At 70.4% G+C, this 19501-nt stretch carries 21 protein-coding genes and 3 pseudogenes; 6 read left to right on the forward strand and 18 right to left on the reverse strand.

The genetic code is table 11. The features are described from left to right. From GJ634_RS07800 to fer, 5 genes and pseudogenes are all read right to left on the reverse strand, one after another. The coding region (locus tag GJ634_RS07800; protein ID WP_157501879.1) for a DUF2110 family protein at nt 1-437 on the reverse strand (437 nt) is incomplete at its 3' end. After that, entirely contained in the window at nt 437-955 is a 519-nt protein-coding gene (gene tfe, locus GJ634_RS07805; protein WP_157501880.1) for a transcription factor E, read from the reverse strand. The genes GJ634_RS07800 and tfe, both read right to left, overlap by 1 nt. Before the next feature lie 64 nt (nt 956-1019). After that, nucleotides 1020-1999, reverse strand: a pseudogene (locus GJ634_RS07810) (bile acid:sodium symporter family protein). A gap of 69 nt (nt 2000-2068) precedes the next feature. Next, nucleotides 2069-2611 (reverse strand): tRNA (cytidine(56)-2'-O)-methyltransferase, encoded by a 543-nt coding sequence (locus GJ634_RS07815; protein WP_157501881.1) that lies wholly within the window; start codon nt 2609-2611, stop codon nt 2069-2071. 47 nt (nt 2612-2658) lie between these two features. Continuing rightward, on the reverse strand, nt 2659-3345 hold the full coding sequence (gene fer / locus GJ634_RS07820; RefSeq protein ID WP_157501882.1) for a ferredoxin Fer: 687 nt from the start codon (nt 3343-3345) through the stop codon (nt 2659-2661). A gap of 106 nt (nt 3346-3451) precedes the next feature. Between fer and GJ634_RS07825 the strand changes: the two genes are divergently transcribed. Then, nucleotides 3452-4393, forward strand: coding sequence for an NAD-dependent epimerase/dehydratase family protein (locus GJ634_RS07825; RefSeq protein WP_157501884.1), 942 nt, complete (start codon nt 3452-3454; stop codon nt 4391-4393). 71 nt (nt 4394-4464) lie between these two features. After that, nucleotides 4465-5103, forward strand: a complete 639-nt coding sequence (locus tag GJ634_RS07830) for a recombinase RecA (protein ID WP_157501886.1) — start codon at nt 4465-4467, stop codon at nt 5101-5103. On the opposite strand, the gene GJ634_RS07835 is transcribed toward GJ634_RS07830, so the two are convergent. Then, on the reverse strand, nt 5100-5528 hold the full coding sequence (locus tag GJ634_RS07835) for a hypothetical protein (RefSeq protein ID WP_157501888.1): 429 nt from the start codon (nt 5526-5528) through the stop codon (nt 5100-5102). The two genes, GJ634_RS07830 and GJ634_RS07835, sit on opposite strands and share 4 nt — an antisense overlap. A 105-nt stretch (nt 5529-5633) precedes the next feature. On the opposite strand from GJ634_RS07835, the gene GJ634_RS07840 reads away from it, so the two are divergent. Continuing rightward, nucleotides 5634-6035, forward strand: coding sequence for a hypothetical protein (locus tag GJ634_RS07840; RefSeq protein ID WP_157501890.1), 402 nt, complete (start codon nt 5634-5636; stop codon nt 6033-6035). A gap of 33 nt (nt 6036-6068) precedes the next feature. Here GJ634_RS07840 and GJ634_RS07845 read toward each other — a convergent pair whose 3' ends face one another. From GJ634_RS07845 to GJ634_RS07865, 5 genes and pseudogenes are all read right to left on the reverse strand, one after another. Continuing rightward, the gene (locus GJ634_RS07845) at nt 6069-6251 is read right to left on the reverse strand and encodes a hypothetical protein (protein ID WP_157501892.1); all 183 of its coding nucleotides are present in this window, start codon (nt 6249-6251) and stop codon (nt 6069-6071) included. 69 nt (nt 6252-6320) lie between these two features. Then, entirely contained in the window at nt 6321-7331 is a 1011-nt protein-coding gene (locus tag GJ634_RS07850; RefSeq protein ID WP_331714054.1) for a cytochrome b/b6 domain-containing protein, read from the reverse strand. Next, on the reverse strand, nt 7328-7720 hold the full coding sequence (locus GJ634_RS07855; RefSeq protein ID WP_157501894.1) for a hypothetical protein: 393 nt from the start codon (nt 7718-7720) through the stop codon (nt 7328-7330). Before GJ634_RS07855 ends, GJ634_RS07850 begins: the two co-directional genes overlap by 4 nt. Then, nucleotides 7720-8393 (reverse strand): annotated as a pseudogene (locus GJ634_RS07860) (4Fe-4S dicluster domain-containing protein). The gene GJ634_RS07855 and the pseudogene GJ634_RS07860 overlap by 1 nt, the downstream one beginning before the upstream one ends. A 3-nt stretch (nt 8394-8396) precedes the next feature. Continuing rightward, nucleotides 8397-11579 (reverse strand): molybdopterin oxidoreductase family protein, encoded by a 3183-nt coding sequence (locus GJ634_RS07865; protein ID WP_157501896.1) that lies wholly within the window; start codon nt 11577-11579, stop codon nt 8397-8399. Nucleotides 11580-11749: 170 nt separating this feature from the next. On the opposite strand from GJ634_RS07865, the gene GJ634_RS07870 reads away from it, so the two are divergent. Both GJ634_RS07870 and GJ634_RS07875 read left to right on the forward strand, forming a co-directional pair. Next, on the forward strand, nt 11750-13843 hold the full coding sequence (locus GJ634_RS07870; protein ID WP_157501898.1) for a hydrogenase iron-sulfur subunit: 2094 nt from the start codon (nt 11750-11752) through the stop codon (nt 13841-13843). A 2-nt stretch (nt 13844-13845) separates the two neighbouring features. Beyond that, nucleotides 13846-14469, forward strand: coding sequence for a molecular chaperone (locus GJ634_RS07875; RefSeq protein WP_157501900.1), 624 nt, complete (start codon nt 13846-13848; stop codon nt 14467-14469). Between the two features lie 3 nt (nt 14470-14472). Here the strand turns inward: GJ634_RS07875 and GJ634_RS16435 are convergent, their stop codons facing one another. The 6 genes and pseudogenes from GJ634_RS16435 to GJ634_RS07900 form a co-directional block, all read right to left on the reverse strand. Next, complete coding sequence (locus GJ634_RS16435) at nt 14473-14604, reverse strand: hypothetical protein (RefSeq protein ID WP_269449523.1); 132 nt, start codon at nt 14602-14604, stop codon at nt 14473-14475. A gap of 41 nt (nt 14605-14645) precedes the next feature. Next, complete coding sequence (locus GJ634_RS07880; protein ID WP_157501902.1) at nt 14646-14993, reverse strand: hypothetical protein; 348 nt, start codon at nt 14991-14993, stop codon at nt 14646-14648. Further along, nucleotides 14993-15133: a hypothetical protein gene (locus GJ634_RS07885; RefSeq protein ID WP_157501904.1), complete on the reverse strand. Its 141-nt coding sequence runs from the start codon at nt 15131-15133 to the stop codon at nt 14993-14995. Before GJ634_RS07885 ends, GJ634_RS07880 begins: the two co-directional genes overlap by 1 nt. Next, a complete protein-coding gene (locus GJ634_RS07890; RefSeq protein WP_157501906.1) occupies nt 15130-15393 on the reverse strand; it encodes a hypothetical protein in 264 nt (87 codons plus the stop codon). Before GJ634_RS07890 ends, GJ634_RS07885 begins: the two co-directional genes overlap by 4 nt. Before the next feature lie 54 nt (nt 15394-15447). After that, nucleotides 15448-16146 (reverse strand): hypothetical protein, encoded by a 699-nt coding sequence (locus GJ634_RS07895; RefSeq protein WP_331714055.1) that lies wholly within the window; start codon nt 16144-16146, stop codon nt 15448-15450. After that, nucleotides 16143-17872: pseudogene (locus tag GJ634_RS07900) on the reverse strand (aldehyde ferredoxin oxidoreductase family protein). Before GJ634_RS07900 ends, GJ634_RS07895 begins: the two are co-directional and overlap by 4 nt. A gap of 78 nt (nt 17873-17950) precedes the next feature. Between GJ634_RS07900 and GJ634_RS07905 the strand changes: the two are divergent. Then, the gene (locus GJ634_RS07905; RefSeq protein WP_331714056.1) at nt 17951-18562 is read left to right on the forward strand and encodes a molybdenum cofactor guanylyltransferase; all 612 of its coding nucleotides are present in this window, start codon (nt 17951-17953) and stop codon (nt 18560-18562) included. Here GJ634_RS07905 and yqeC read toward each other — a convergent pair. Next, nucleotides 18559-19278, reverse strand: coding sequence for a selenium cofactor biosynthesis protein YqeC (gene yqeC / locus GJ634_RS07910; protein WP_157501908.1), 720 nt, complete (start codon nt 19276-19278; stop codon nt 18559-18561). The genes GJ634_RS07905 and yqeC overlap by 4 nt on opposite strands. Nucleotides 19279-19501 lie beyond the last annotated feature (223 nt).

The following is a 19501-nucleotide window of genomic DNA, read 5'->3' on the forward strand; positions in this document are numbered from 1 at the left end:
CGGTCGCGCTCCTCGTCGGCGAGCGCGGGCGTCTCGCCGTACGTGAACCGGAGCGGCACGTGCTGGACGAGCCCGAAGCGCTCCCGAATCTGGGCGGGCGTCCCCGGGCCGAGGCCGAGCTCGTCGGCGGGCACGACGACGTCCTCGCCGGCGTCGAGCACGAACCCGTCGTCGTCCCAGGACTCCAGCGTCCCGACGTACGTCTCGCCGGCCTCGAAGCCGTCCGTGATTTCGCCCCACGTCTCCGCGAGGACGTTCCGCGCGGCCACCTCGTCCGGCCCCTCGAGGGTGACCGTCGGGAAGTCGTCGTGGCGCACGCCCACGTCGTACTCCACGTCGAGGTCGCCGACGTCGTTGTCTACCTGCGACCGGAGGCTGTCCAGCGCGCGCTCGCGGGCGTCGCCCTCCACGTAGAGCTTGGTTGCGAGGACGACCATCAGGCCCTCACGCCGAGCTCCGAGCGGAGGTTCTCGATGCGGTCGTCCATCGCCTCCACGAGGTCGGTGTTCTCCATCGCTTCGACTGGCGACCCGCACTCGGGGCACTCGAAGCCGAGGTCCATCGCCTCGCCGAACTCGAAGCGAATCGAGCACACCTCGCAGAGGTAGAACTCGTTGTTCAGCTCGTACTCGCGGCGCTCGACGAGCGCCTCGAGCAGGCGGTCCATCTCCTCGCGGAGGTTCTCCGGGACGTTGTCGTACTCGAACGTCCAGAGGTAGGTGAGCCACCCCGAGTCCTCGTCGCGGACGCGGCGGTACGTCGCGAGGTCGTTCTCGTAGAGGATGAACAGCGCGCGGCGCACGTCGTTCAGTTCGAGCCCCAGCCGCTCGGCGAGCTCCTCGTCGGTCACCTCGCCGTCCGGCGGGGACACCGCGACCGGCATCCCCTTCGGCCCGACCAGCTCGTGGAGGTACTTCTGAACCACGGGGTCGTCGAGTAGCTCCTCAAAAGCCATTACGTCAAAAAGCGGTCCGCGCCGGCATTAAGTCTTGTCACTCCCCCGTCTGACGGGCGCGCGGTCAGTCCGCGGTCGGGCTGGCGGCGCCCGCGCGCTGGTCGTCGCGCCACGTGAAGTAGCTCGCGAGCGCGGGGCCGGTGACGTTGTGCCAGACGCTGAACAGCGCGGGAATTAGCGCCGCCGCGGGCTCGAACAGCGACGCCGCGAGCGCCACCGCTAGCCCGCTGTTCTGGAGGCCGACCTCGAAGGCCGTCGTCCGCACGCGGTCCTCGGACATCCCGAAGAGGCGGCCGACGCCGTAGCCCGCGCCGAGGCCGATGCCGTTGTGGAGGACGACCGCCGCGAGCACGAGCGCGCCCGCGGTGAGGATGTTGTCGACGTTCGCGCCGACGACGCCGGCGACGATGGCGACGATGGCGGCGACGCTGATGACGGGGAAGACGTCGACGCCGACTTCGGCGCCTTCGGCGAGTAGCGGTCGAGGACGTACCGGATGCCGAACCCGAGCACGACCGGGATGATGACGATCTGGACGATGCTCGTGAACATCTCCGCGAACGTCACGTCGATGCTCTCCCCGAGGATGAACAGCGTCCACGCGGGCATCACGATGGGCGCGGCGAGCGTCGTCACCGTCGTGATGGCGACCGACAGCGCCACGTCGCCGCGGCCGAGATACGACATCACGTTCGACGCCGTGCCGCCGGGCGCGGCGCCGACGAGGATGAGGCCGACGCCGATGGCGTCCGGCAGGTCGAAGAGGAGGTAGAGCCCGTACGCGGCCAGCGGCATCACGAGCCACTGCGTGACCGCGCCGATGCCGACGTCGACGGGGCGCTCGACGAGGCGCTTGAAGTCCGCGGGCTGGAGGGTCAGCCCCATCCCGAGCATGATGATGCCGAGCAGCGGGTTGACGTAGTTCAGCACCGGGACGAACGGGTCGGGTTCGACGAGCGCGAGCCCCGCCGCGGCGACGACCCAGACGACGAAGTACTTGCTCGCGACCTGTGCGACTCTCGAAATCCTGTCGCTGACGCTCATACTCGAACGGGGGTCCACCGGTCACAGAAGGCTTCCCCTACTGGCAGTATTGGGGGACGACGCGCCCGCTCACTCCTCGTCGACGTCCTCGACGCGCTTCCCGAGCTCCTGGGGCACCACGCGCTGCTCGGCGTCCTCGTACGCCTGGTCGAGTTCCGCGCCGTCGAAGAGGTGGTCGAGGAACACCGCCAGCCCCGCGACCTCGGAGTGGGGCTGGTTCGTCACGGCGAGGTTCCAGTCCGCCGCCTCGTAGACGTCTCCGGGCACCTTCTCGCCGCCGACGACGACGAGCAGCGGCGCCTCGGCGTGGGTCTCGCGGACGTCGGCCTCGACGTCCTGCAGGCGCTCGCCGTACATCGTGAGGTGGACGATGGCGCCCTCCCAGCGGTCGATGGTGGCGTCCAGTTCGTCGGTGAGGCCGACCTCGAAGGGGCCGCCGAACCGCCCGGTGATGTCCCGGACGGTCTCCGCGGACTGCGTCGCGTTGTCCGGCAGGACGACGCGGTCCGCGCCGAGCGCGCGCGCCGTCAGGCCGACGTGGGTGGTCATGCGGTCGTCCCGGCCCGGCCGGTGGCCGTACCGGAGCACCGCGACCTCGGGGTGTCCGTGCATACTCGCGGGGAGTCGCCCCGCGGGGGTACGCGTTTCGACTCGCCGCGTCAGTCGTCGGCGTGCGCGAGCTCGAAGGGGTACGGCGGCAGCCGGAGGTCCTCGAGCTCGGGGAGGTGTTTGACGTTGTACACCACCTGGAGCTCCTCGGTCGCGGGGATGCCGTTGCAGGACAGCCGGATGTTCCGGTCGACGAGCTCCGGGGAGAGGATGTGGTCGGCGGGCTGGGAGAGGTCGCCGTCGACGACGACGACCGCGCAGTTCGCGCACGCGCCGCCGCGGCAGGCGTACGGCCACGCGAACCCGCGGTCCTCGGCGGCGTCCAGCAGCGACTCGCCGGGCTGGACGTCGAACTCGCCGTGGTTCACGGGGTCGAGGCCGGCGTCGGCCGCGCGCTCGAAGAGGTCCTCGTCGTCCAGCGACCAGCCGTAGTCGTCGAGGACGGCGTAGTTCAGGTACTCGACGCGGGACTCCTCCCACGGCCGGAAGTCCCGGTCGGGGTCGACGCGGTAGTCCGACGACGGCTCGCTCCCGAAGCCCGCCTCCGTCGCGATGTCGGAGCCGTCGTCGGCGTCCTCGCTGGTGACCTTCTCGTAGGCCGCCCGCACCAGCTGGAACTCCGCGGCGGACCCGCCCTGGTCGGGGTGGGCTTCCTTGACGCGCTCGCGGTACGCGCTCTCGATCTCCCCCTCACTGGCGTCCTCGTCGACCCCGAGCACGTCGAAGGGAGAATCCATGTCTCAGTGGAAGTGCCACAGGTTCAAAAGTCTCTCCGCGGGCGCGCTCGTTGCCGGCGTCTCGCCCATCGGAACGCTCTTGGCCGACGGTCCGGTCTCGTCGGGTATGGACCTCTCAGGCAAGCGCGTCGTCGTGACGGGCGCGGCCGGGCTGGTCGGCTCGCACCTCGCCGCGGAGCTCGCCGCCGACAACGACGTGCTCGCGGTGGACAACCTCTCGAAGGGCACCCGGGACCGCGTCCCGGACGGCGTGGAGTTCGCGGAGGCGGACGTGCGCGACCCCGAGGACGTGGCCGAGGTAATCACCGGGGACGTCGACGTCGTCTTCCACTTCGCGGCGTACACGGACACGAACTACGGCGAGCCCCGCCAGCTGTTCGAGGAGAACACGGAGATGACGTACAACGTCCTCGAGCGCATGCGCGAGGTCGGTGTCGACAAGCTCGCGTTCACCTCGTCCTCGACGGTGTACGGCGAGGCGCCGATGCCGACGCCGGAGGACTACGCGCCGCTGGAGCCCATCTCCGTGTACGGGTCGAGCAAGCTCGCCGACGAGGGCCTGATTTCGACGTACGCCCACTCCTACGGCGTCCAGTCGTGGGTGTACCGGTTCGCGAACATCGTCGGCCCGCGCCAGCGCGGCAACGTCGTCCCGGACTTCATCGAGAAGCTCCTCGACGACCCCGAGACGCTGGAGATTCTCGGCGACGGCCGGCAGGAGAAGTCCTACATGCACGTCGAGGAGTGCGTGGACGCGATGACTCACGTCGTCGAACACGCCGACCAGGACTTCAACGTCTACAACCTCGGCACGCGCACCACTACCTCCGTCAACCGCATCGCGGACATCGTCGCGGACGAGCTCGGCGTCGACCCCGACTACGAGTACACGGGCGGCGACCGCGGGTGGACCGGGGACGTCCCGAAGATGCGCCTCTCCATCGAGAAGCTCGCCGCGCTCGGCTGGGAGCCCGGCCAGTCCAGCGACGAAGCCGTCCGCGAGGCCGCCCGCGGGCTCGTCGAAGAACTCCGCGCGGAGCGGGAGTAGGCGACGTTGTGAAACTCCGGGTGACGCTCCGGGAACAAGCACTATGACGGAGCGGCGCCCACGTCCACGTAATGGGCTACGACGCCGCTGAGTTCCTTCCCGTCGAGGAGCTCCCCGAGGGGGCGAACCTCCTCGTCGGGGGGCCGCCGCTGACGGGGAAACGCGAACTCGCGCTCTCGCTGGTCGACCACGGCTGCGAGCACGGCGACGGCGGCATCGTCGTCGGCGCGCACGACAGCACGAAGACCATCCGCCAGCGCGCGCCGCACCTCTGGGACCAGGTGAAGCGCGGCCGCGCCGGCATCGTCGACTGCGTGACCCGCCAGCGCGGCGAGTCCGTGCGCGACCAGGACTTCGTGAAGTACGTCTCCTCGCCCGGGGACGTCACCGACATGGGCATCCGGCTGGGCGGCATCTTCCAGCGGCTCGAACGCGAGTGCGACTGCGTCCGCCTCGACATCTCCACCATCTCGACGATGCTGATGTACGCGGACGTCCGCCGGGTCTACCGCTTCCTCCACGTCTTCGTCGGCCACGTCGAACGGCTCGACTGGCTGGGGCTGGGCGTCCTGGACACGAGCAACCGCGAGAGCTTCGACATGCTCGCGCCGCTGTACGACGGGATGATTCAGACGCGCAGCGAGGACGACGGCCGCGAACTGCGCGTGGTCGGCCTCGGTGACTCGCCGACCGAGTGGGTCTCCTACTAGCTGAACTCGTCGGCGAACTCGTCCGGGTCGTCCTCGGGGTCGCCGTGGTCCTCGAAGGTCTCCTCGACGTACTCCAGCAGGCCGTCGACGAGCGTCCCCGTGTCCGCGATGGAGTCCCGGTCGAACGCGACGATGACGCCCGACCAGTCGTCGAGGGGGACCTGGACGACGACGACCTCGTGGAACCACCGGACGGTCGCGTCGAGGTGGCCGAACCGGGGGAACTCGGGCTGTTCGAGCGGGTCGTCGAACCCCTTCAGCACGAAGTGCTTGGCCATCTCCTCGAACTCGTCGTCGGTGTACGCTTCCTCGAGCCCCTCCGAGCGGACGACCGTCTCGTAGTCGTCGCCCTCGTAGTGGACGGCAGCGAGCAGGGAGCCGGCGTCGAGCTCGCGGAGGTAGTTCGCGAGCGTTTCGGCGGGCATACCCGACCGTTCGGCGGGACGGGTGGTTAATCTTGCGTCGCCCGAGAGACGGAAAATCGCCCGCACAGCCGAAGGTTCAAGCGGCCGTCGGCCCTTCGCTGTGGTATGCGTATCGAACTGCGGGTGTGCAAACACTGCTACGAGGGCGAACACGGCAACCCAGAGAAGACCGACGTCACGAACGACATGGTCGAGATCGCCCGCCGCGTCCGCGAGTACAAGGACCTCATCGGACTGGATGCACTCTACGTCACGATGGTCGAGGAGGGCGACCCGGGCGGCGCCGAGGAGCTGCCCGCCATCGTCGCGCACCTCGAACACGACCAGGTGAACCTCGCGGACACCCAGCTCGTGATGGAGGACGACGACGGCAACATGCTCGTCTACCCCGAGCCCGAGGACATCCTCGACGTGCTCACGCGGAACATCGACCAGATCAGCCAGCAGACCCGACAGGACGTCACCGTGGAGCTCTCGGAGGCGTCCGCGGAGCTACTCACCGCCTGAGACCGCGAGAACTGCGTCGTTCTTCCGCGCGATTCAGCTGACCAGCGGCCACGCCAGCAGCACGAGGAACGCCGAGACGGCGACCGCGCGCAGCAGGTCAGACGTCGCGTCGACGCCGTCGTCGAGGTCGCGGCCGACCCACCAGACGGTGAACACGCCGCCGACGGCGACCACCAGTGCGAGCGCGACGTACACGAGGTCGAGTACTCCAGCCATGATAGCGGATAACACGACGAGCGCCTTAAACGAACCGGCTGACGGGCGAAAAACGAGTGCGCGGGAGCGTCAGTCGTCGTCGCGCGGCTGGCCGCCGTCGGCGGCCGTCTCGGGCTCGGAGTCCTGCTCGCCGGCGACCTGCTGCTCGTAGCGAGCGCGCAGGACGTTGCCGTACGTCGACAGCACGACGCCGAGCAGTAGCACGAACATCCCGATGTTGATGCCGATGGTGAGCAGGACGCTCGTCGGCCCGCCGCCCGGCGTCAGCCCGGCGGGTATCGGGTAGCCGGAGTCGAAGATGCTCCCGACGAGCACGCTCACGATGCCGATGACCACCGCGGCGCCCGCGAGGTTCACCGCCCACTTCCACGTGGGCCGCAGCGAGAGCAGCTCGATGCCGGTGCCCTCGTGGTCGTCGTGTTCCTCGTGGGGCATCACCGACTTCGGCACGAACGCCTTCATCTCCACGGGGTAGAACGCGGGATGGAACCCGTGCTCGAAGATGTGGAACATGATCCCCATCACCATCACGACCCCGAGCAGGCCGTGGAAGGTGACGAACGCGGTCGCGGCGGCCTTCGTCTGGAAGAGCTGGGCCGCGCCGGTCTTCGACCAGATGAGCAGGCCGGAGATCATCAGCAACACGAGCTCGACGGTGAAGATCCAGACGACGCCCTTCCCGACGTACGACAGCAGCGGGACCTCGTCGCTGGAGTAGCCCGCGAACTGGCGGGCGTTCGGGTGGCGCTCGTCGGCGCGCCCGAGCACGAACTGCACGTCCTGGATGAACGCCTTGGCGTCCGTCGGCGTCGGCAGCACCGCCTTGAAGTTCTTCCGGCGGCCCGGCCCGACGAGCATCAGCGTCACCCAGAAGACGGTGAGCACGATGAGCGCGAAGCCGGCGATGCGGTGGAGCGCGAGCACGCCCGCGTTGCCGCCCATGAACTCCACCATCCACCAGAGTTCGTCGTTGAACATCACGGAGTAGCCCGTGAAGAACAACAGGAAGACGTCCAGCGCCAGGAGCGAGTGGAAGTACGTGGTGACCCGCGTGAACTTCCCGTGGTCCATGTTCGTCACGCGCTCTCACCTCCGTTGTCGGCGTCCCGGCCGCCGTCGGTGGCGACCTCCGCGGGCTCGTCGTGGTCGCGCATCCGCGCGCCGAGGCGGCGGAACGCGCCCCAGTGGACGAACACGAGCGCGAGGATGAACACGCCCATCAGCACGTCGACCGCGTGGATGACGACGATGAGCGCGTCCAGCAGCGGGTCGGTGTTGCCGGCGACGTAGTCGGCGCCGACGCCGCCGCCCTCGACGGTCGGGTTCACCCGGTAGAGGTTCTCGAAGCTCGTGCCGTACGCGCTGTTGACGTACCAGACGGAGGCGACTGCGACGACGATACCGACGACGGCGCTGACCGCGACGGCGAGCGCCTCCGACATGCCGCGTGCGTCGTCGCGGCGAGCCATCAGTCGAACACCTCCGCGTCCTCGCCGAAGATGACCTCCATGGCCTCGTCGTTGAAGAACGGGTCGCGGTCGCGCTTGTCGAGCTCGTCCGCGATCTGGCCCGGCTGCCGACGAGGATGGCGTCAGTCGCGCACTCCTCGGCGCACGCCGGGCCCTTCCCGACGTCCTGGCGCTCCTCGCACATCGTACACTTGTCCATGATGCCGCCGGTGCCGACGACCGCGTTCCCGCCGTCGTCCTCGTCGGGGAACTGCGGGGCGCCGAACGGACACGCCGACAGGCAGTACTGGCAGCCGACGCAGAGGTCCTCGCTGACCTGCACGAAGTCGTCGTCGTTCTTCTGGAGGGCGTCGGTCGGACACACCGACACGCACGGCGCGTTCTCGCAGTGGTAACACTGCATCGGGATGGCGGTCTCGCCGGGGAACGCGCCGTCGTCGAGGGCCTGCGAGCTGTTGGCGTTGTAGCCCTCGTCGGCTTCCTCGCCCTCGAACATCGTGGAGATGCTGATGCGCTGTGCCTCCGGGCCGATGTCCCACGTGCGCTTGCACGCGACGACACAGCCTCCGCAGTCGATACAGGCCTCGACGTCGGGGAAGATGCGGGCACCGTCGCCGGTGCTCATGACCCCCTGGCTCAAGACCTCGCGTTGTGATTGTTGGTTCGATGACATTTGTTACTGAACGGGCTTGTTCTCCCGGACGTCGAAGTCTTTCTGTCGACCGATGTCGGCCTCGTCCTGTGGGAACGAGAACTCCGAGAGGTCGACGTCCATGTTCAGTTCGTCGACCACCTCCTGCGTCGCCTTCCGGACGCGGACCATCGCGGCCTTCGTCTCCTGCATCTGGGTCTCCACGTCGTAGCCGGGCGACGTGATGGCGTTCGCGCTGTCCCCGATGGCGTACGGCGCCATCCCGTCGGGGTACTCGTCGAGGAGGTCCTCCCCCTGGAAGATGCCGCCCCAGTGGTACGGGAGGAACGTCTCCTCGGCGTTCGGCCGGTTCGTCACGCGGGCCTTCACCAGCACCGAGCCGCGGTTCGTCGTCTCGACGACCACGAGCTCGCCGCCGTCCACGCCGAGCTCCTCGGCCATGTCCGGGTGGATCTCGGCGTACATGTGCGGCTGGAGGTCCGCGGTGAAGATGTTCGACCGCGTCTCCGAGCCGCCGCCCTGGTGTTCGACCTGCCGGCCGGTCGTCATGATGGTGTCGATGCCGCCGTCCGTGCCGGCGATGCGCTCCATCGCCTGGCTCTGGACCTCGGCGTTGTTCTGGTCCAGCCGGTAGATGTTGTGCTGCTGGCCGTTCGCCGGCCACTCCTCGGTGAGCTCCGGCTCGGGGCTCTCGATGGGCTCCCGGTGGACCGGCGTCGTGTCGAGGAAGTTCCACGCCACCGCGCGGGCGCGACCGCGGCCCGTCGGCGGGTCCGGCTGGGGGTTGTCGAACTGCTCCCAGAAGTCGAGGTCGAAGTCGAACTCCTCGCGCTCGTTCAGCGCCACCGCCGTGTCGTACGCCGAGCGGTCCTCGCGGAGCGCGTACTCGAACGGCAGCGACAGCGCCGAGGGGTTGTCGAGGTCCTCGGGGAACGCCGTCGCGAAGCCCGGGTACTCCGGGACGCCCTCGATCTCGCCGGCGTACCAGTCCGGCGAGAACGACGCCCGGAGCATGTTCAGGGCCTCCTCGCCGCCCTGGTCGTAGGTCTCCTGGAGCGGGTACTCCTTGTCCGTGTCCATCGCCGCCCACTCCTCGGGCGTCGGCGCCTGCGTCCCCCACCGCGAGCGGAAGTCCTGGCCGCCCTCGCGGGGGTCGACGTCGTCGGTCCACAGGATCGGCGTGCCGGGGTGGCCGTCACCCCAGCACGGCCACGGGAGACTCCAGTACTCGCCGCTGACCGGGAGCTCCGAGTCGTGGCACTTCGTGTCCTCCTCGGAGAACGCGTAGTCGTACTCCCGGTGTTGCTGGAGCCGCTCGGGGCTCTGCTGGTAGCCGATGGTGCGGACGCCGAGGTTGATCTCCCGGAGCACCTCCTCGTAGGTCGACTTCCCATTAAACAGCTCGGGCCCCGACCCCCAGTCGAAGTGCTCGCCGAAGCCGAGGCGGTCGGCCAGCTCCTGCATGATCTGCAGGTCCGGCTTCGCCTCGTGGCTCGGCGGCCGCACGGGCTCGCTCCACTGCACCGCGCGGTGGGAGTTCGTGACCGAGCGCCAGTGCTCGTACTGGCTGGCCGCCGGCAGCAGGATGACGCCGTCGTCGCGGTCCGGCAGCACGGACGCCAGCGACGGGAACAGGTCCACGACCACCAGCAGGTCCAGGGCCTCCATCGCCTGCCGCATCCGCGGCATCTCCGAGATGGAGTTCGAGGAGTGCCCCCAGAAGAACGCCGCCTTCACGGGGTTCGCCTGGTACAGCGACGAGTCCAGCAGCCGGTCGTCCTGGTCGAGGACGCCCTCGAACCAGCGGGCGACCGTCAGCCCGTTCTGGAACATCAGCGAGCGGTCCTCCGCGGACGCGCCCGCGTCGCCGCCCTGCCGCTCGTACAGCTCGGGCGGCATCGTCTCGAACTTCTGGTAGAGATCGTCGTAGCTGACGCTCCCCGAGGTCACCGGCGTCTGGTCCCAGACGTCCGCCCAGTACTCCCAGGACCCGCGGCTGGACACCGCGTAGTAGCCGGGGAGGATGTGGCTGGCGACGCCGAGGTCGGTCGCCCCCTGCACGTTCGCGTGCCCGCGCATCACCTGCAGGCCGCCGCCCGAGCGGGCGGCGCTCCCGGAGGCGAGGCTCGTCAGGGCGTACGACCGGATGTTCTGCGTGCCGTTGTTGTGCTGGGTGCCGCCCATCGCCCACTCGATCTGGACGTTGGGTTTGTTCTCGATGATGAGGTCGCCGAGCTCGCGCACGCGCTCGGCGCTGATCCACGTGATCTCCTCGACGGTCTCGGGGTCGTAGTCGTCGAGCTCGCCGTCGACGTCCGGCCACCCCTGCACGCGGTCCTCGAGCATCTCGTCGTCGAGCTCGCCCTGCTCGCGGAGGTACCGGATCAGCCCCATCATCAGGGCGACGTCCGTCCCGGGCCGCAGCCGGTAGAAGTCGTCCGCGTGAGCGGACGTCTTCGTGTACCGGGGGTCGACGGAGACCACCGTGCCGCCGCGGGCCTGCCCCTCGAGGATGTGCTGCATCGCGATGGGGTGGGCTTCCGCGGGGTTCTGCCCGATGATGATGTTGAGGTCGAAGTTCCGGTAGTCGTTGACCGTGTTCGTCATCGCACCGTAGCCCCACGTGTTCGCGAGGCCGGTGACGGTCGTGGAGTGGCAGATGCGGGCCTGGTGGTCGATGTTGTTCGTGCCCATGAAGGAGGCGAGCTTGCGGGACGCGTACGCCTCCTCGTTGCAGTGGTGGGCGCTCCCGAGGAACATCAGGGAGTCGCGGCCGTACTCCTCCCAGATGCGCTCGAGCTCCTCCGTGATGTGGGAGTACGCCTCGTCCCACGTGATCTTCTTCCACTCGCCGTCTTCCTTCCGCATCGGATGTTTCAGACGTCGCTCGGAGTGTTCGCTGCCGTAGATGGCAGCCCCCTTCGAGCAGAGCGACCCGTTGTTGATCGGGTTCTCCTCCCAGGGCTCCTGCCCGACGAAAGCGTCGCCTTCGCGTTCCCCGCGGAACCCACACCCGACCGCACAGAAGTTACAGATGGTCTTCGTGAGCGTGGAGTCCTCGCCGGAGACGTCGGCGCCGCCGCTTTCGCCGTCCTGAGCGAGCGTCTGGCCGGTTATCCCGCCGCCGAGCGCGATGCCCCCTGCGAGCGCGCTCGCCTTCATGAACGAGCGGCGGTCTAGGTCCAGAGAGACCGGTTGTGTACTCATGGGTTAGAGCCTGTCACCGTGTAACACGATTATGGGAGAGCAGCCACTTTAGTGTTCCTGCCTCGTTCCGGCATTCTGACCTCCGAGACCCACGAATGTGGCCGGTTCTGCCGGTTCTTCGCGCCGACCAGCCGCAACCTCTTTCGGTTGTCGCACGTAACGGGGAGTGAATGAATGTCGGGGCGTTCGTCTGTGGCTGCGGTGGCGCGGTAGACCTCGACCTCGAGGGGGTCCGCGAGGGCGTCCGCGACGTCGACGTCGTCGCGAGCGGGTCGCTCCTCTGCTCGGAGGGACTCCCGAAGGTCCGACACGTCGTCGAGGAGTACGACCTCGACCACCTGATAGTCACGGCGGCAAGCGACAGTTGCAAGCGACGGTACCGGACGGTGCTCGACGACGCCGGGCTCCACCCGGACGCGATCTCGTTCGTCGACCACCGCGAGCGGGCGGCGTGGGTCCACGACGAGGCCGACGCCACGGACCTCGTGGCGCGCAAAATCAACGCCGCGTACGCCGGCCTCCGCGAGGAGGCGCCGCCGCGGTCGGTCTCCCGGGAGGCCGGCGACGACGTGGTGGTCGTCGGCGACCCCGAGGCCGCGGAAGCGCTCTCGGACTCGGCGGACGTCACGCTGCTCGCGGACGGCGAGGACTTCGCCGACGCCGACTACGACCTCCGGGACGTCACCATCGCCCGGGGCCGCGTCACGGACGTCGACGGCGTCTACGGCGAGTTCGAACTGCAGGTGCAGGCCGGCGTCACCGAGGACTGTATCGACTGCATGGAGTGCGTCGAGCAGGGGCCCGACGAGTACGTCACGAGCAAGCCCGTCGACGTGCTGCCGGGCGCGCCGGACGGCGACTGGGTGGACTGCTGTCCCACGGACGCCATCCACCCCGAGGAGCGCACCGTCGAAGCCGACCAGGTCGTCTACCCGGACGCCGCCCGCGACACCCGCGGCGGCCGCATGGGCTTCTACACCGGCCCCGTCGACGCCGCGACCGTCGCCGCCGTGCAGGACCTGCTCGGCGGCATCGAGAAGCCCCAGTTCCTCGACGTCGACATGGACGTCTGCGCCGCGGGCGCGTCCAGCCAGCAGGGCTGTACCGTCTGTTCGGACGCCTGCCCGCACGGCGCGGTCTCCCGGCCCAGCATCGACAGCGTGGAGTTCGACGAGGTCGCCTGCGAGGGCTGCGGCGCGTGTACGAGCGCCTGCCCGACGGGCGCAGTCCGCGCCCGCGAGCCGTCGAACGAGCGCATCGCCCGCGAGGTCGAGTCGCTGCTCGTCGAACGCGACGACGCCGGGCTGCTCTCCGGCGACGACGGCATCGAGACCGGCGTCGTGGCGTTCGTCTGCGACGAGCGCGCGAGCCGCGCGCTCGACGAGTACGGCCGCCGCGCCCGCCAGCAGGACGGCATCGAGTACCCGCCGCTGCTCCCCGTCGAGGTGCCCTGCGCGGACACCGTCGGCGAGGCCCACGTCCTCCACGCGCTCGCCGCGGGCGCGGACGGCGTCGCCATCGTCGGCTGCGGCGGCGACTGCCTCCACTCCGGCCCCGACCCGAAGGCCGACCTCGTGAAGCGGCTGAACCGCGCGACCAACGACCTCGGGCTCGGCCACCGGACCGCGTTCTTCGCGCCCGAGCCCGGCGAGCCGGAGGCGTTCGTCGAGGACGTCGGCCGGTTCGTCGAGTTCGGCCTCGACCCCTCGCCCGTGCCGACCGGCCACGACGCCGAGGGCGTCGCGGACCCGACCGCCGCGAACCCCGAGTTCAACACCCACGACTGGGCGCTGGAGAGCGTGCGCGCCATCCTCCCGCACGTCGACGCGCGGGACGTGATTCGCGGGCTGGAGTCGTTCGGCCGCGTCGAGGTCAGCGACGACTGCACGTTCACGCCGACGTGCTCGAACCTCTGCCCGACGGACGCGCTCCGCCGCGAGGAGGCCGGCCTCGAGTTCAACCACGAGCGCTGCGTGAACTGCGGGCTCTGCGAGGAGGGCTGCATGGAGGACGCCATCACCGTCGAGGGCGGCCTCGAGGTCGACCTCCTCCCCGAGCACAACGACGGCGACGCGTGGACGGCCGTCGCCGACGGCGAGATGCGCGAGTGCCGGCGCTGCGGGAAGCCGTTCACCAGCGAGGCGTCCGCCCGGAAGATCAGCGAGGAGGTCGGCGACGTCGTCTCGGGCATCGCGCCCGACGCCGACGGCGACGTCTTCGAGTACTGCGGCGACTGCCGCGCGAAACTCGTCTACGACAGATAACCATGAGCTTGGACCAGCAGGCACTCTACGACGCGCGACTCGAACTCGTCGACTACCTCGTCGACGCACTCCACGACACCCCCGACGAGGCGTTCGTCGAGCGGCTCCTCGACGGCGGCCTCGACACGCCCGCCGACTCCGTCAACGACGACCTCGACCGCGGCTTCGACTACCTCCACGAGTTCGTCGACGAGAACGAGGGCCGCGACCCCGCCGACGTGACCGACGAGCTCGCCAAGGAGTTCACGCGGCTGTTCGTCGGCCCGCGGCCGCCCGTCCAGCCCCACGAGACGTACTACCGCGAGGACACCGACTTCCTCTCCTCGGGGCTGGCGGACGTCGACGCCAGCTACGGCGCGGCCGGCTGGAAGGTCCCGGAGTCGGTCAGCGAGGAGGCCGACTACCTCGGCGTCGAACTCCTCTTCCTCCGGAACCTCCTGCGCCGGCAGGAGGCCGGCGAGGAGGAAGCGGTGGGCTTCGAGCGCGTGTTCATCGACGAACACCTCTCGACGTGGCTGGACGCGTACCTAGAGGACGTCGTCGAACACACGGACGAACCGTTCTACCTCGCAGCGGTCCACGTGCTCCGCGGGTTCGTCGAGTTCGAACGGGACCTCGTCGCCTGAGAACTACTCGTCGTCGTCCGGCTCCTTCGCGCCGTCGTTGATCTCGCCCGGAGCGACGGCGTGGTCCGTGACGTCCTCGCCCTTGTACTGCATCGCGTCGCTCGTCGGTTTCCAGCCGGACTCCTTGTGTGCCATGCTATCGCGTACGGCGGGCCGCGTAGAAAACGTTGTGGTCGCTACTCGGTCGGCGGCGCGTTCGGCGGGCGCTCCTCCTGGTCGTAGTTGTCGAGGAACACCGTCGCGAACAGGTCCGCGTGCATCGCCAGCACCGTCGCCGGCTCGACGCCCGCGCGCTCGGCCTGCTGGTCGAGGAACGCCGCGAGGTCGTCGGTCGGCTCGTAGGTGACCGTCCGCCCGTCGACGTCGAACTCGACGTCCTGCACGCCGGAGACGAGGTGCTCGACCTCCAGGAGCGCCTGCTTGACTTTCGTCTCGAGGGCGTCCTCGCGGTCGGTCATGCGCTTGTCCGCCCACTCGTCGGCGGCCGCGACGAGGCGGTCGCTGGCGTCGAACTGCAGCGCCATCAGAAGCTCAACCCCTCGCCCTCGAAGGCGACCTCCCACGTCGTCACTTCCTCGCAGACCGGGCACTCGCGGGTCGTCGCGTTCGACTCGCAGCCCGGCATCCGGGTCATGTTCTCGCACTGCGCGCACTCGTACATCATCGCGGCGGGAACGACTCCGGAGTGGGTTCGCGCTCGCCCGTCTCGCCGTACACGTAGACGAGGCCCGCGCCGAACCCGAGCAGGACGAGCAGCCCGAGCGCGCCGCCGACGAACGTCTGCCCGACGTACGGGCCGGTGACGCCCGAGTACGCGTGCGTGAGGTTCGCCACGTCGATGGCGGTGACGACCGCCCACAGCAGGACGAGCAGGACGCCGACGGGGAGCCACCCGGTCTGGTCGATGCCGTCTCTGAGACTCATGTCCGGGTGGACGGGCTCTCGCGTCAAAAATCATTCCCCCGCGGAGCGCCGCGGTCAGTCCTCGAGTTCCCAGCCCGCGCTCTCCGCGGCGTCGTCGAGGTTCACGAACTCCCAGCCGGCCTCCTCGGCCATCCACTCCTCGCCGTCGGTGCCGACGACGACCATCCGCTCGCTGTAGAACATCGAGTGCTCGCCGATGGCCGCGAGCCGCTCGGCGGGCCCGTCGCCGGAGCCGTTGAAGAAGTCGATGTCGAGCTCGTGCTCGCGGAGGAACGAGTTGATGGCGTGGGCCGGCACGTCCCCCACGAGGCCGATCCAGTCCGACCACTCGTTCGTCTCCGCGAGCGCGACCCGCGGGTCCGCGAGCCGCTGGACCGCCTCGTACGTGTACGCCGTCGCCATGTCGTCGACGCCGCCGCCGTGCGGGCCGCTCGCTTCCGGTGCTTCCGCGCGGTCCTCCGCGGGCCCCGCGCCGCCGCCCGCGCCGCCGCGCTCCTTCGGGATGCCGGCCGGGCTGTCCGAGGACTCGTAGGGGACGTGGGGGATGCGGTCGCCCTGCGAGTCCCCCGCCGGCTCGTCGTCCCCGCTGGGCTCCGTGGCTGTCCCGCCGCCCGCGCTGTCGGCCGCGGACCCCGCGCCGACGTCGCCGTCGATGTCGGCGGCGTCGTCGTTCCGCCACAGCCAGTCGCCGTCGTTGCCCTCGTCTTCCTCGGTCTCCACCTCCACGTCGTCTAAGTCGATTCGTTCTGTCACTGTGTAGCCTCCGTCAGGTCGAGTCGGTCGAGGGTCGCGTCGGTCGGGACGCCCTCGTCGTCCCAGCCGCGGGCGTCGTAGTACGCGTCCAGCATCGCGTCGAAGCGCTCCCGGTCGACGGCCGCGCCCTCCGCGGGGCCGTCGGGCAGCGGGACGGTCATCGCCTCCGGAAGCTCGTCGTCGCTCCGGTCGTGGCCCTCGCGGACGTTGAACAGCCGCGTGAGGTTCCAGACGCGCTCGCCGAGGTCCGCCAGCGTCTCCGGCGTCGCGTCCACGCCGACCGCCTGCAGCCAGCGCGCGCCCTGCTCGGGGGCGGCCTCGCCGGCGAAGTCGTCGGCGACCAGACACCACCGCGCGCTCCGGGCGTCCTGCTCGCTGACGACCGCCCGCACGCGGTCCTCGTCGCTCCACGCCTCGGCGGTCACGGCGGCCTCCTCGATTGGGGCGGGCGCGCCGGTGGCACGCGCCGCGGTCGCTGGTCGCGTACGCCAGCGCCATCGCGGGCGCCGCCCGCGGGTCGTACGTCGGCAGCTCCATCGCCTTCACCGCCGGAATCAGCTGGTCGAAGCCGAGCCGGTCGGCGGCCGCGACGACGCCGTCCGCCAGCGCGTCGCCGAGGTCGGTCTCCCGGGTGGCGACCTCGCGGATGAGCCGGCGCGCGCCCTCGGGGTCGCCGAGTCGACGTCCTCGTGAGGGCGCCGCGCTCGCTCGCCCGCGCCGCGAACGCCACCGCGCTCCCGGCGCTGATGACGTCCACGCCGAGGCGGTCGCAGAGCCCGCCGAGTTCGGCGACGGCGTCGAAGTCGTCGATGCCGAGGCCCGCGCCCAGCGTGATGGACGCCGCGCCCCGCGGCACCGTCTCGCCGTCGCCGTCGGGCACGCGGAAGCCGCCCGGCACGGCGTCGTCGGGGCGCTCGCGGCCGACGCTCGCCTCGCGGACGGCCTCGATGCCGACGCCGTCCGCGCCCTCGAACGTCCCGGACTGCCAGCCCCGGGTCGGGAGCGCGCCCACTTCGTCCGCGAAGTCAACGGACTCGAGAGTCTCGCTGGCGGCCTGCCAGCGCCCGACCTCCGCGTCCGCGAACTCCGTGGCCGCGTCTTCGAGTTCCGGCGGCGTCTCCGGCGGGTCGCCCCGCGCGACGACGGCCTTCAGTCCCTTCGCGCCCATCACGGTGCCGGCGCCGCCGCGGCCCGCGTGGTGGTCGCCGCCGTCGGTCGCCACCGTCGCGAACCGCACGCCGTGCTCGCCCGCCGGGCCGACGCACGCCACCGCCGCGTCCGGGTACTCGGCGGCGGTCTCGGTGGCGTCCATGCCCGCGAGCTCGGGCGCATCTTCGATGCGGGCGCTGCCGTCCTCGACGACGAGTACGCCCGGGTCCTCGCGCTCGCCCTCGACGAGGACGAGCAGGCAGTCCTCGAGGCTGCCCGCGAGCCGCGCGGCGAAGTCGCCGCCGGCGTACGAGTCAAGGAAGGCGTCCGTGAGCGGGGACTTCGTCACGACCGCGAACCGGGGCTCGCCGGGCGCCCGGCCGGTCAGCGGCCCGACCGCGAACGCCAGCAGGTTCCCGGGGCCGAGCGGGTCGACGCCAGCCTCGGTGTCCGCGAGCAGGTAGCGCGCGGCGAGCCCCTTCCCGCCGACGTAGCGCTCGCGCCACTCGGCCGGCACCGCCTCTCGCGAGACGGTGCCCTCGCCGAGCCGCACGCGCAACACGTGGTCCCCGACCATGCCCGGATTCAACGGTCGCGCGTGGTTAAGCGTTGCCGCTCCGGAGCGTTCAAGCGACTGGCGCGCCGACGTGCCCTCGTGCGCTCAGCAGTCGTGCTCGCGGGCGGCCGCTCGACCCGCTACGGCGACGGCGACAAGGCGCTGGCCGACCTCGGCGGGACGCCGATGCTGCGCCGGGTCGCCGACCGCCTCGTCGACGTCACCGACGAACTCGTGGTGAACTGCCGGGACGACCAGCGCCGCGCCCACCGCGACGCCCTCGACGGCTACCCGAACCCCGTCCGGGTCGCCGAGGACCCCGAACCCGACGAGGGGCCGATGGCGGGTATCGCCGCGGGCCTCAGCGAGGCGAGCGGCGAGTACGCGCTCGTCGTCGCCTGCGACATGCCGTTCGTCGACCCGGCCGTCGTCGACCTCCTGTTCGACCGCGCCGCCGGCCGCGACGCCGCCGTCCCCGAGATGGACGAGGGGTGGTTCCAGACGACACAGGCCGTCTACCGCGCGGACGCGATGGCCGACGCCTGCGCGGCCGCCCTCGACCGCGGCGACCGGAAGATTCTCGCGCCGCTCGAATCGCTGGACTGGGTCGCCGTCCCCGAGGAAGCGATAGCGGCGGCTGGCGACCTCGAGTCCTTCGAGAACCTCAACACGCGGGAGGCGGTCGAAGACGCGGCCGACCGGTTCGCCTAGACGACCGTCTTCACCGGCTCGTCGGCTTTCAGCGACGTGACGACGACCCGCGGGACGTCCGCGCGGTCGTGGACGCCCTCCGCGATTTCGGTGGCGGTCTGGACGAGCGCGCCGTCGTCGGCCATGTTCACGAGCGGAATCGCGGTCGCGCCCTCGGGAACGTCGCGGAGGCCGCCCTCCGGGTGGGCGAGCACGGTGGCGACGTCCTCGGGGCGAATCTCGTCGCCGACCGCGACGTCCGCGAGTTCGGCGACGCGCTCGGGGCGGTGGGCGACGGCCGCCGAGAGCGGCTCGCCGACCGCGCGGACGCTCGCAATCGGTACGACGACGTCCGCGCAGTCCGGAATCTGCGGCTCGTGCTCGCCGGGCGCTTTCAGGCGGCGGGTGCGCGCGCCGTCGGCTTTGACGAGCACGGCGTCAGCGCCGGCGTCCGCGATACTCGCGATTCGGTCGGCGTCGTAGCCGCGGTAGCGGTCCTCGCGCTCGCGCTCCGGGACGACCCCGACCGGCCACTCCGCCGCCTCCCGGACGGCCGCGGCCGGGTCGTCGGTGACGACGACTCGGGCGACGTGCTCGTCGAAGATGGGGATGCGGACCGTCGCGGTTACGGCCGCGCGGTCGATCCGCTCGGCGAGCGCGTACAACAGGGACTTCTTCCCGCCCGCACCGACCGCACAGACGACTCCCTCGGCGTCGACGGCGTCCTCGAGGTTCATTCAGTTGGCGAGCAGCAGGTGGTCGTCGTCGAGGTCCCCGACGACCTCCTCGACGTAGCGGTTCTCCCACTTGCGCCGGCGCGCGGAGCTCCCGGTCGTCGTGCTCCCCGCGGAGGACGCCGATGAGTGACCAGGAGCTCGCGAAGGACCTCGGGCCGCTGGCCGCGCTGACCATCGGCGTCGGGACGATGATCGGCGCCGGCATCTTCGTGCTGCCGGGCGC

It is taken from the genome of Halobacterium sp. CBA1126 (genome assembly GCF_009741975.1).
Classification (GTDB): domain Archaea; phylum Halobacteriota; class Halobacteria; order Halobacteriales; family Halobacteriaceae; genus Halobacterium.

What these genes read in the sequence shown, in the direction of transcription:
- tfe (WP_157501880.1), bottom strand. Translation starts at nt 955, where the DNA reads ATGGCTTTTGAGGAGCTACTCGACGACCCCGTGGTTCAGAAGTACCTC.
- GJ634_RS07815 (WP_157501881.1), bottom strand. Translation starts at nt 2,611, where the DNA reads ATGCACGGACACCCCGAGGTCGCGGTGCTCCGGTACGGCCACCGGCCG.
- fer (WP_157501882.1), bottom strand. Translation starts at nt 3,345, where the DNA reads ATGGATTCTCCCTTCGACGTGCTCGGGGTCGACGAGGACGCCAGTGAG.
- GJ634_RS07825 (WP_157501884.1), top strand. Translation starts at nt 3,452, where the DNA reads ATGGACCTCTCAGGCAAGCGCGTCGTCGTGACGGGCGCGGCCGGGCTG.
- GJ634_RS07830 (WP_157501886.1), top strand. Translation starts at nt 4,465, where the DNA reads ATGGGCTACGACGCCGCTGAGTTCCTTCCCGTCGAGGAGCTCCCCGAG.
- GJ634_RS07835 (WP_157501888.1), bottom strand. Translation starts at nt 5,528, where the DNA reads ATGCCCGCCGAAACGCTCGCGAACTACCTCCGCGAGCTCGACGCCGGC.
- GJ634_RS07840 (WP_157501890.1), top strand. Translation starts at nt 5,634, where the DNA reads ATGCGTATCGAACTGCGGGTGTGCAAACACTGCTACGAGGGCGAACAC.
- GJ634_RS07845 (WP_157501892.1), bottom strand. Translation starts at nt 6,251, where the DNA reads ATGGCTGGAGTACTCGACCTCGTGTACGTCGCGCTCGCACTGGTGGTC.
- GJ634_RS07855 (WP_157501894.1), bottom strand. Translation starts at nt 7,720, where the DNA reads ATGGCTCGCCGCGACGACGCACGCGGCATGTCGGAGGCGCTCGCCGTC.
- GJ634_RS07865 (WP_157501896.1), bottom strand. Translation starts at nt 11,579, where the DNA reads ATGAGTACACAACCGGTCTCTCTGGACCTAGACCGCCGCTCGTTCATG.
- GJ634_RS07870 (WP_157501898.1), top strand. Translation starts at nt 11,750, where the DNA reads ATGAATGTCGGGGCGTTCGTCTGTGGCTGCGGTGGCGCGGTAGACCTC.
- GJ634_RS07875 (WP_157501900.1), top strand. Translation starts at nt 13,846, where the DNA reads ATGAGCTTGGACCAGCAGGCACTCTACGACGCGCGACTCGAACTCGTC.
- GJ634_RS16435 (WP_269449523.1), bottom strand. Translation starts at nt 14,604, where the DNA reads ATGGCACACAAGGAGTCCGGCTGGAAACCGACGAGCGACGCGATGCAG.
- GJ634_RS07880 (WP_157501902.1), bottom strand. Translation starts at nt 14,993, where the DNA reads ATGGCGCTGCAGTTCGACGCCAGCGACCGCCTCGTCGCGGCCGCCGAC.
- GJ634_RS07885 (WP_157501904.1), bottom strand. Translation starts at nt 15,133, where the DNA reads ATGATGTACGAGTGCGCGCAGTGCGAGAACATGACCCGGATGCCGGGC.
- GJ634_RS07890 (WP_157501906.1), bottom strand. Translation starts at nt 15,393, where the DNA reads ATGAGTCTCAGAGACGGCATCGACCAGACCGGGTGGCTCCCCGTCGGC.
- yqeC (WP_157501908.1), bottom strand. Translation starts at nt 19,278, where the DNA reads ATGAACCTCGAGGACGCCGTCGACGCCGAGGGAGTCGTCTGTGCGGTC.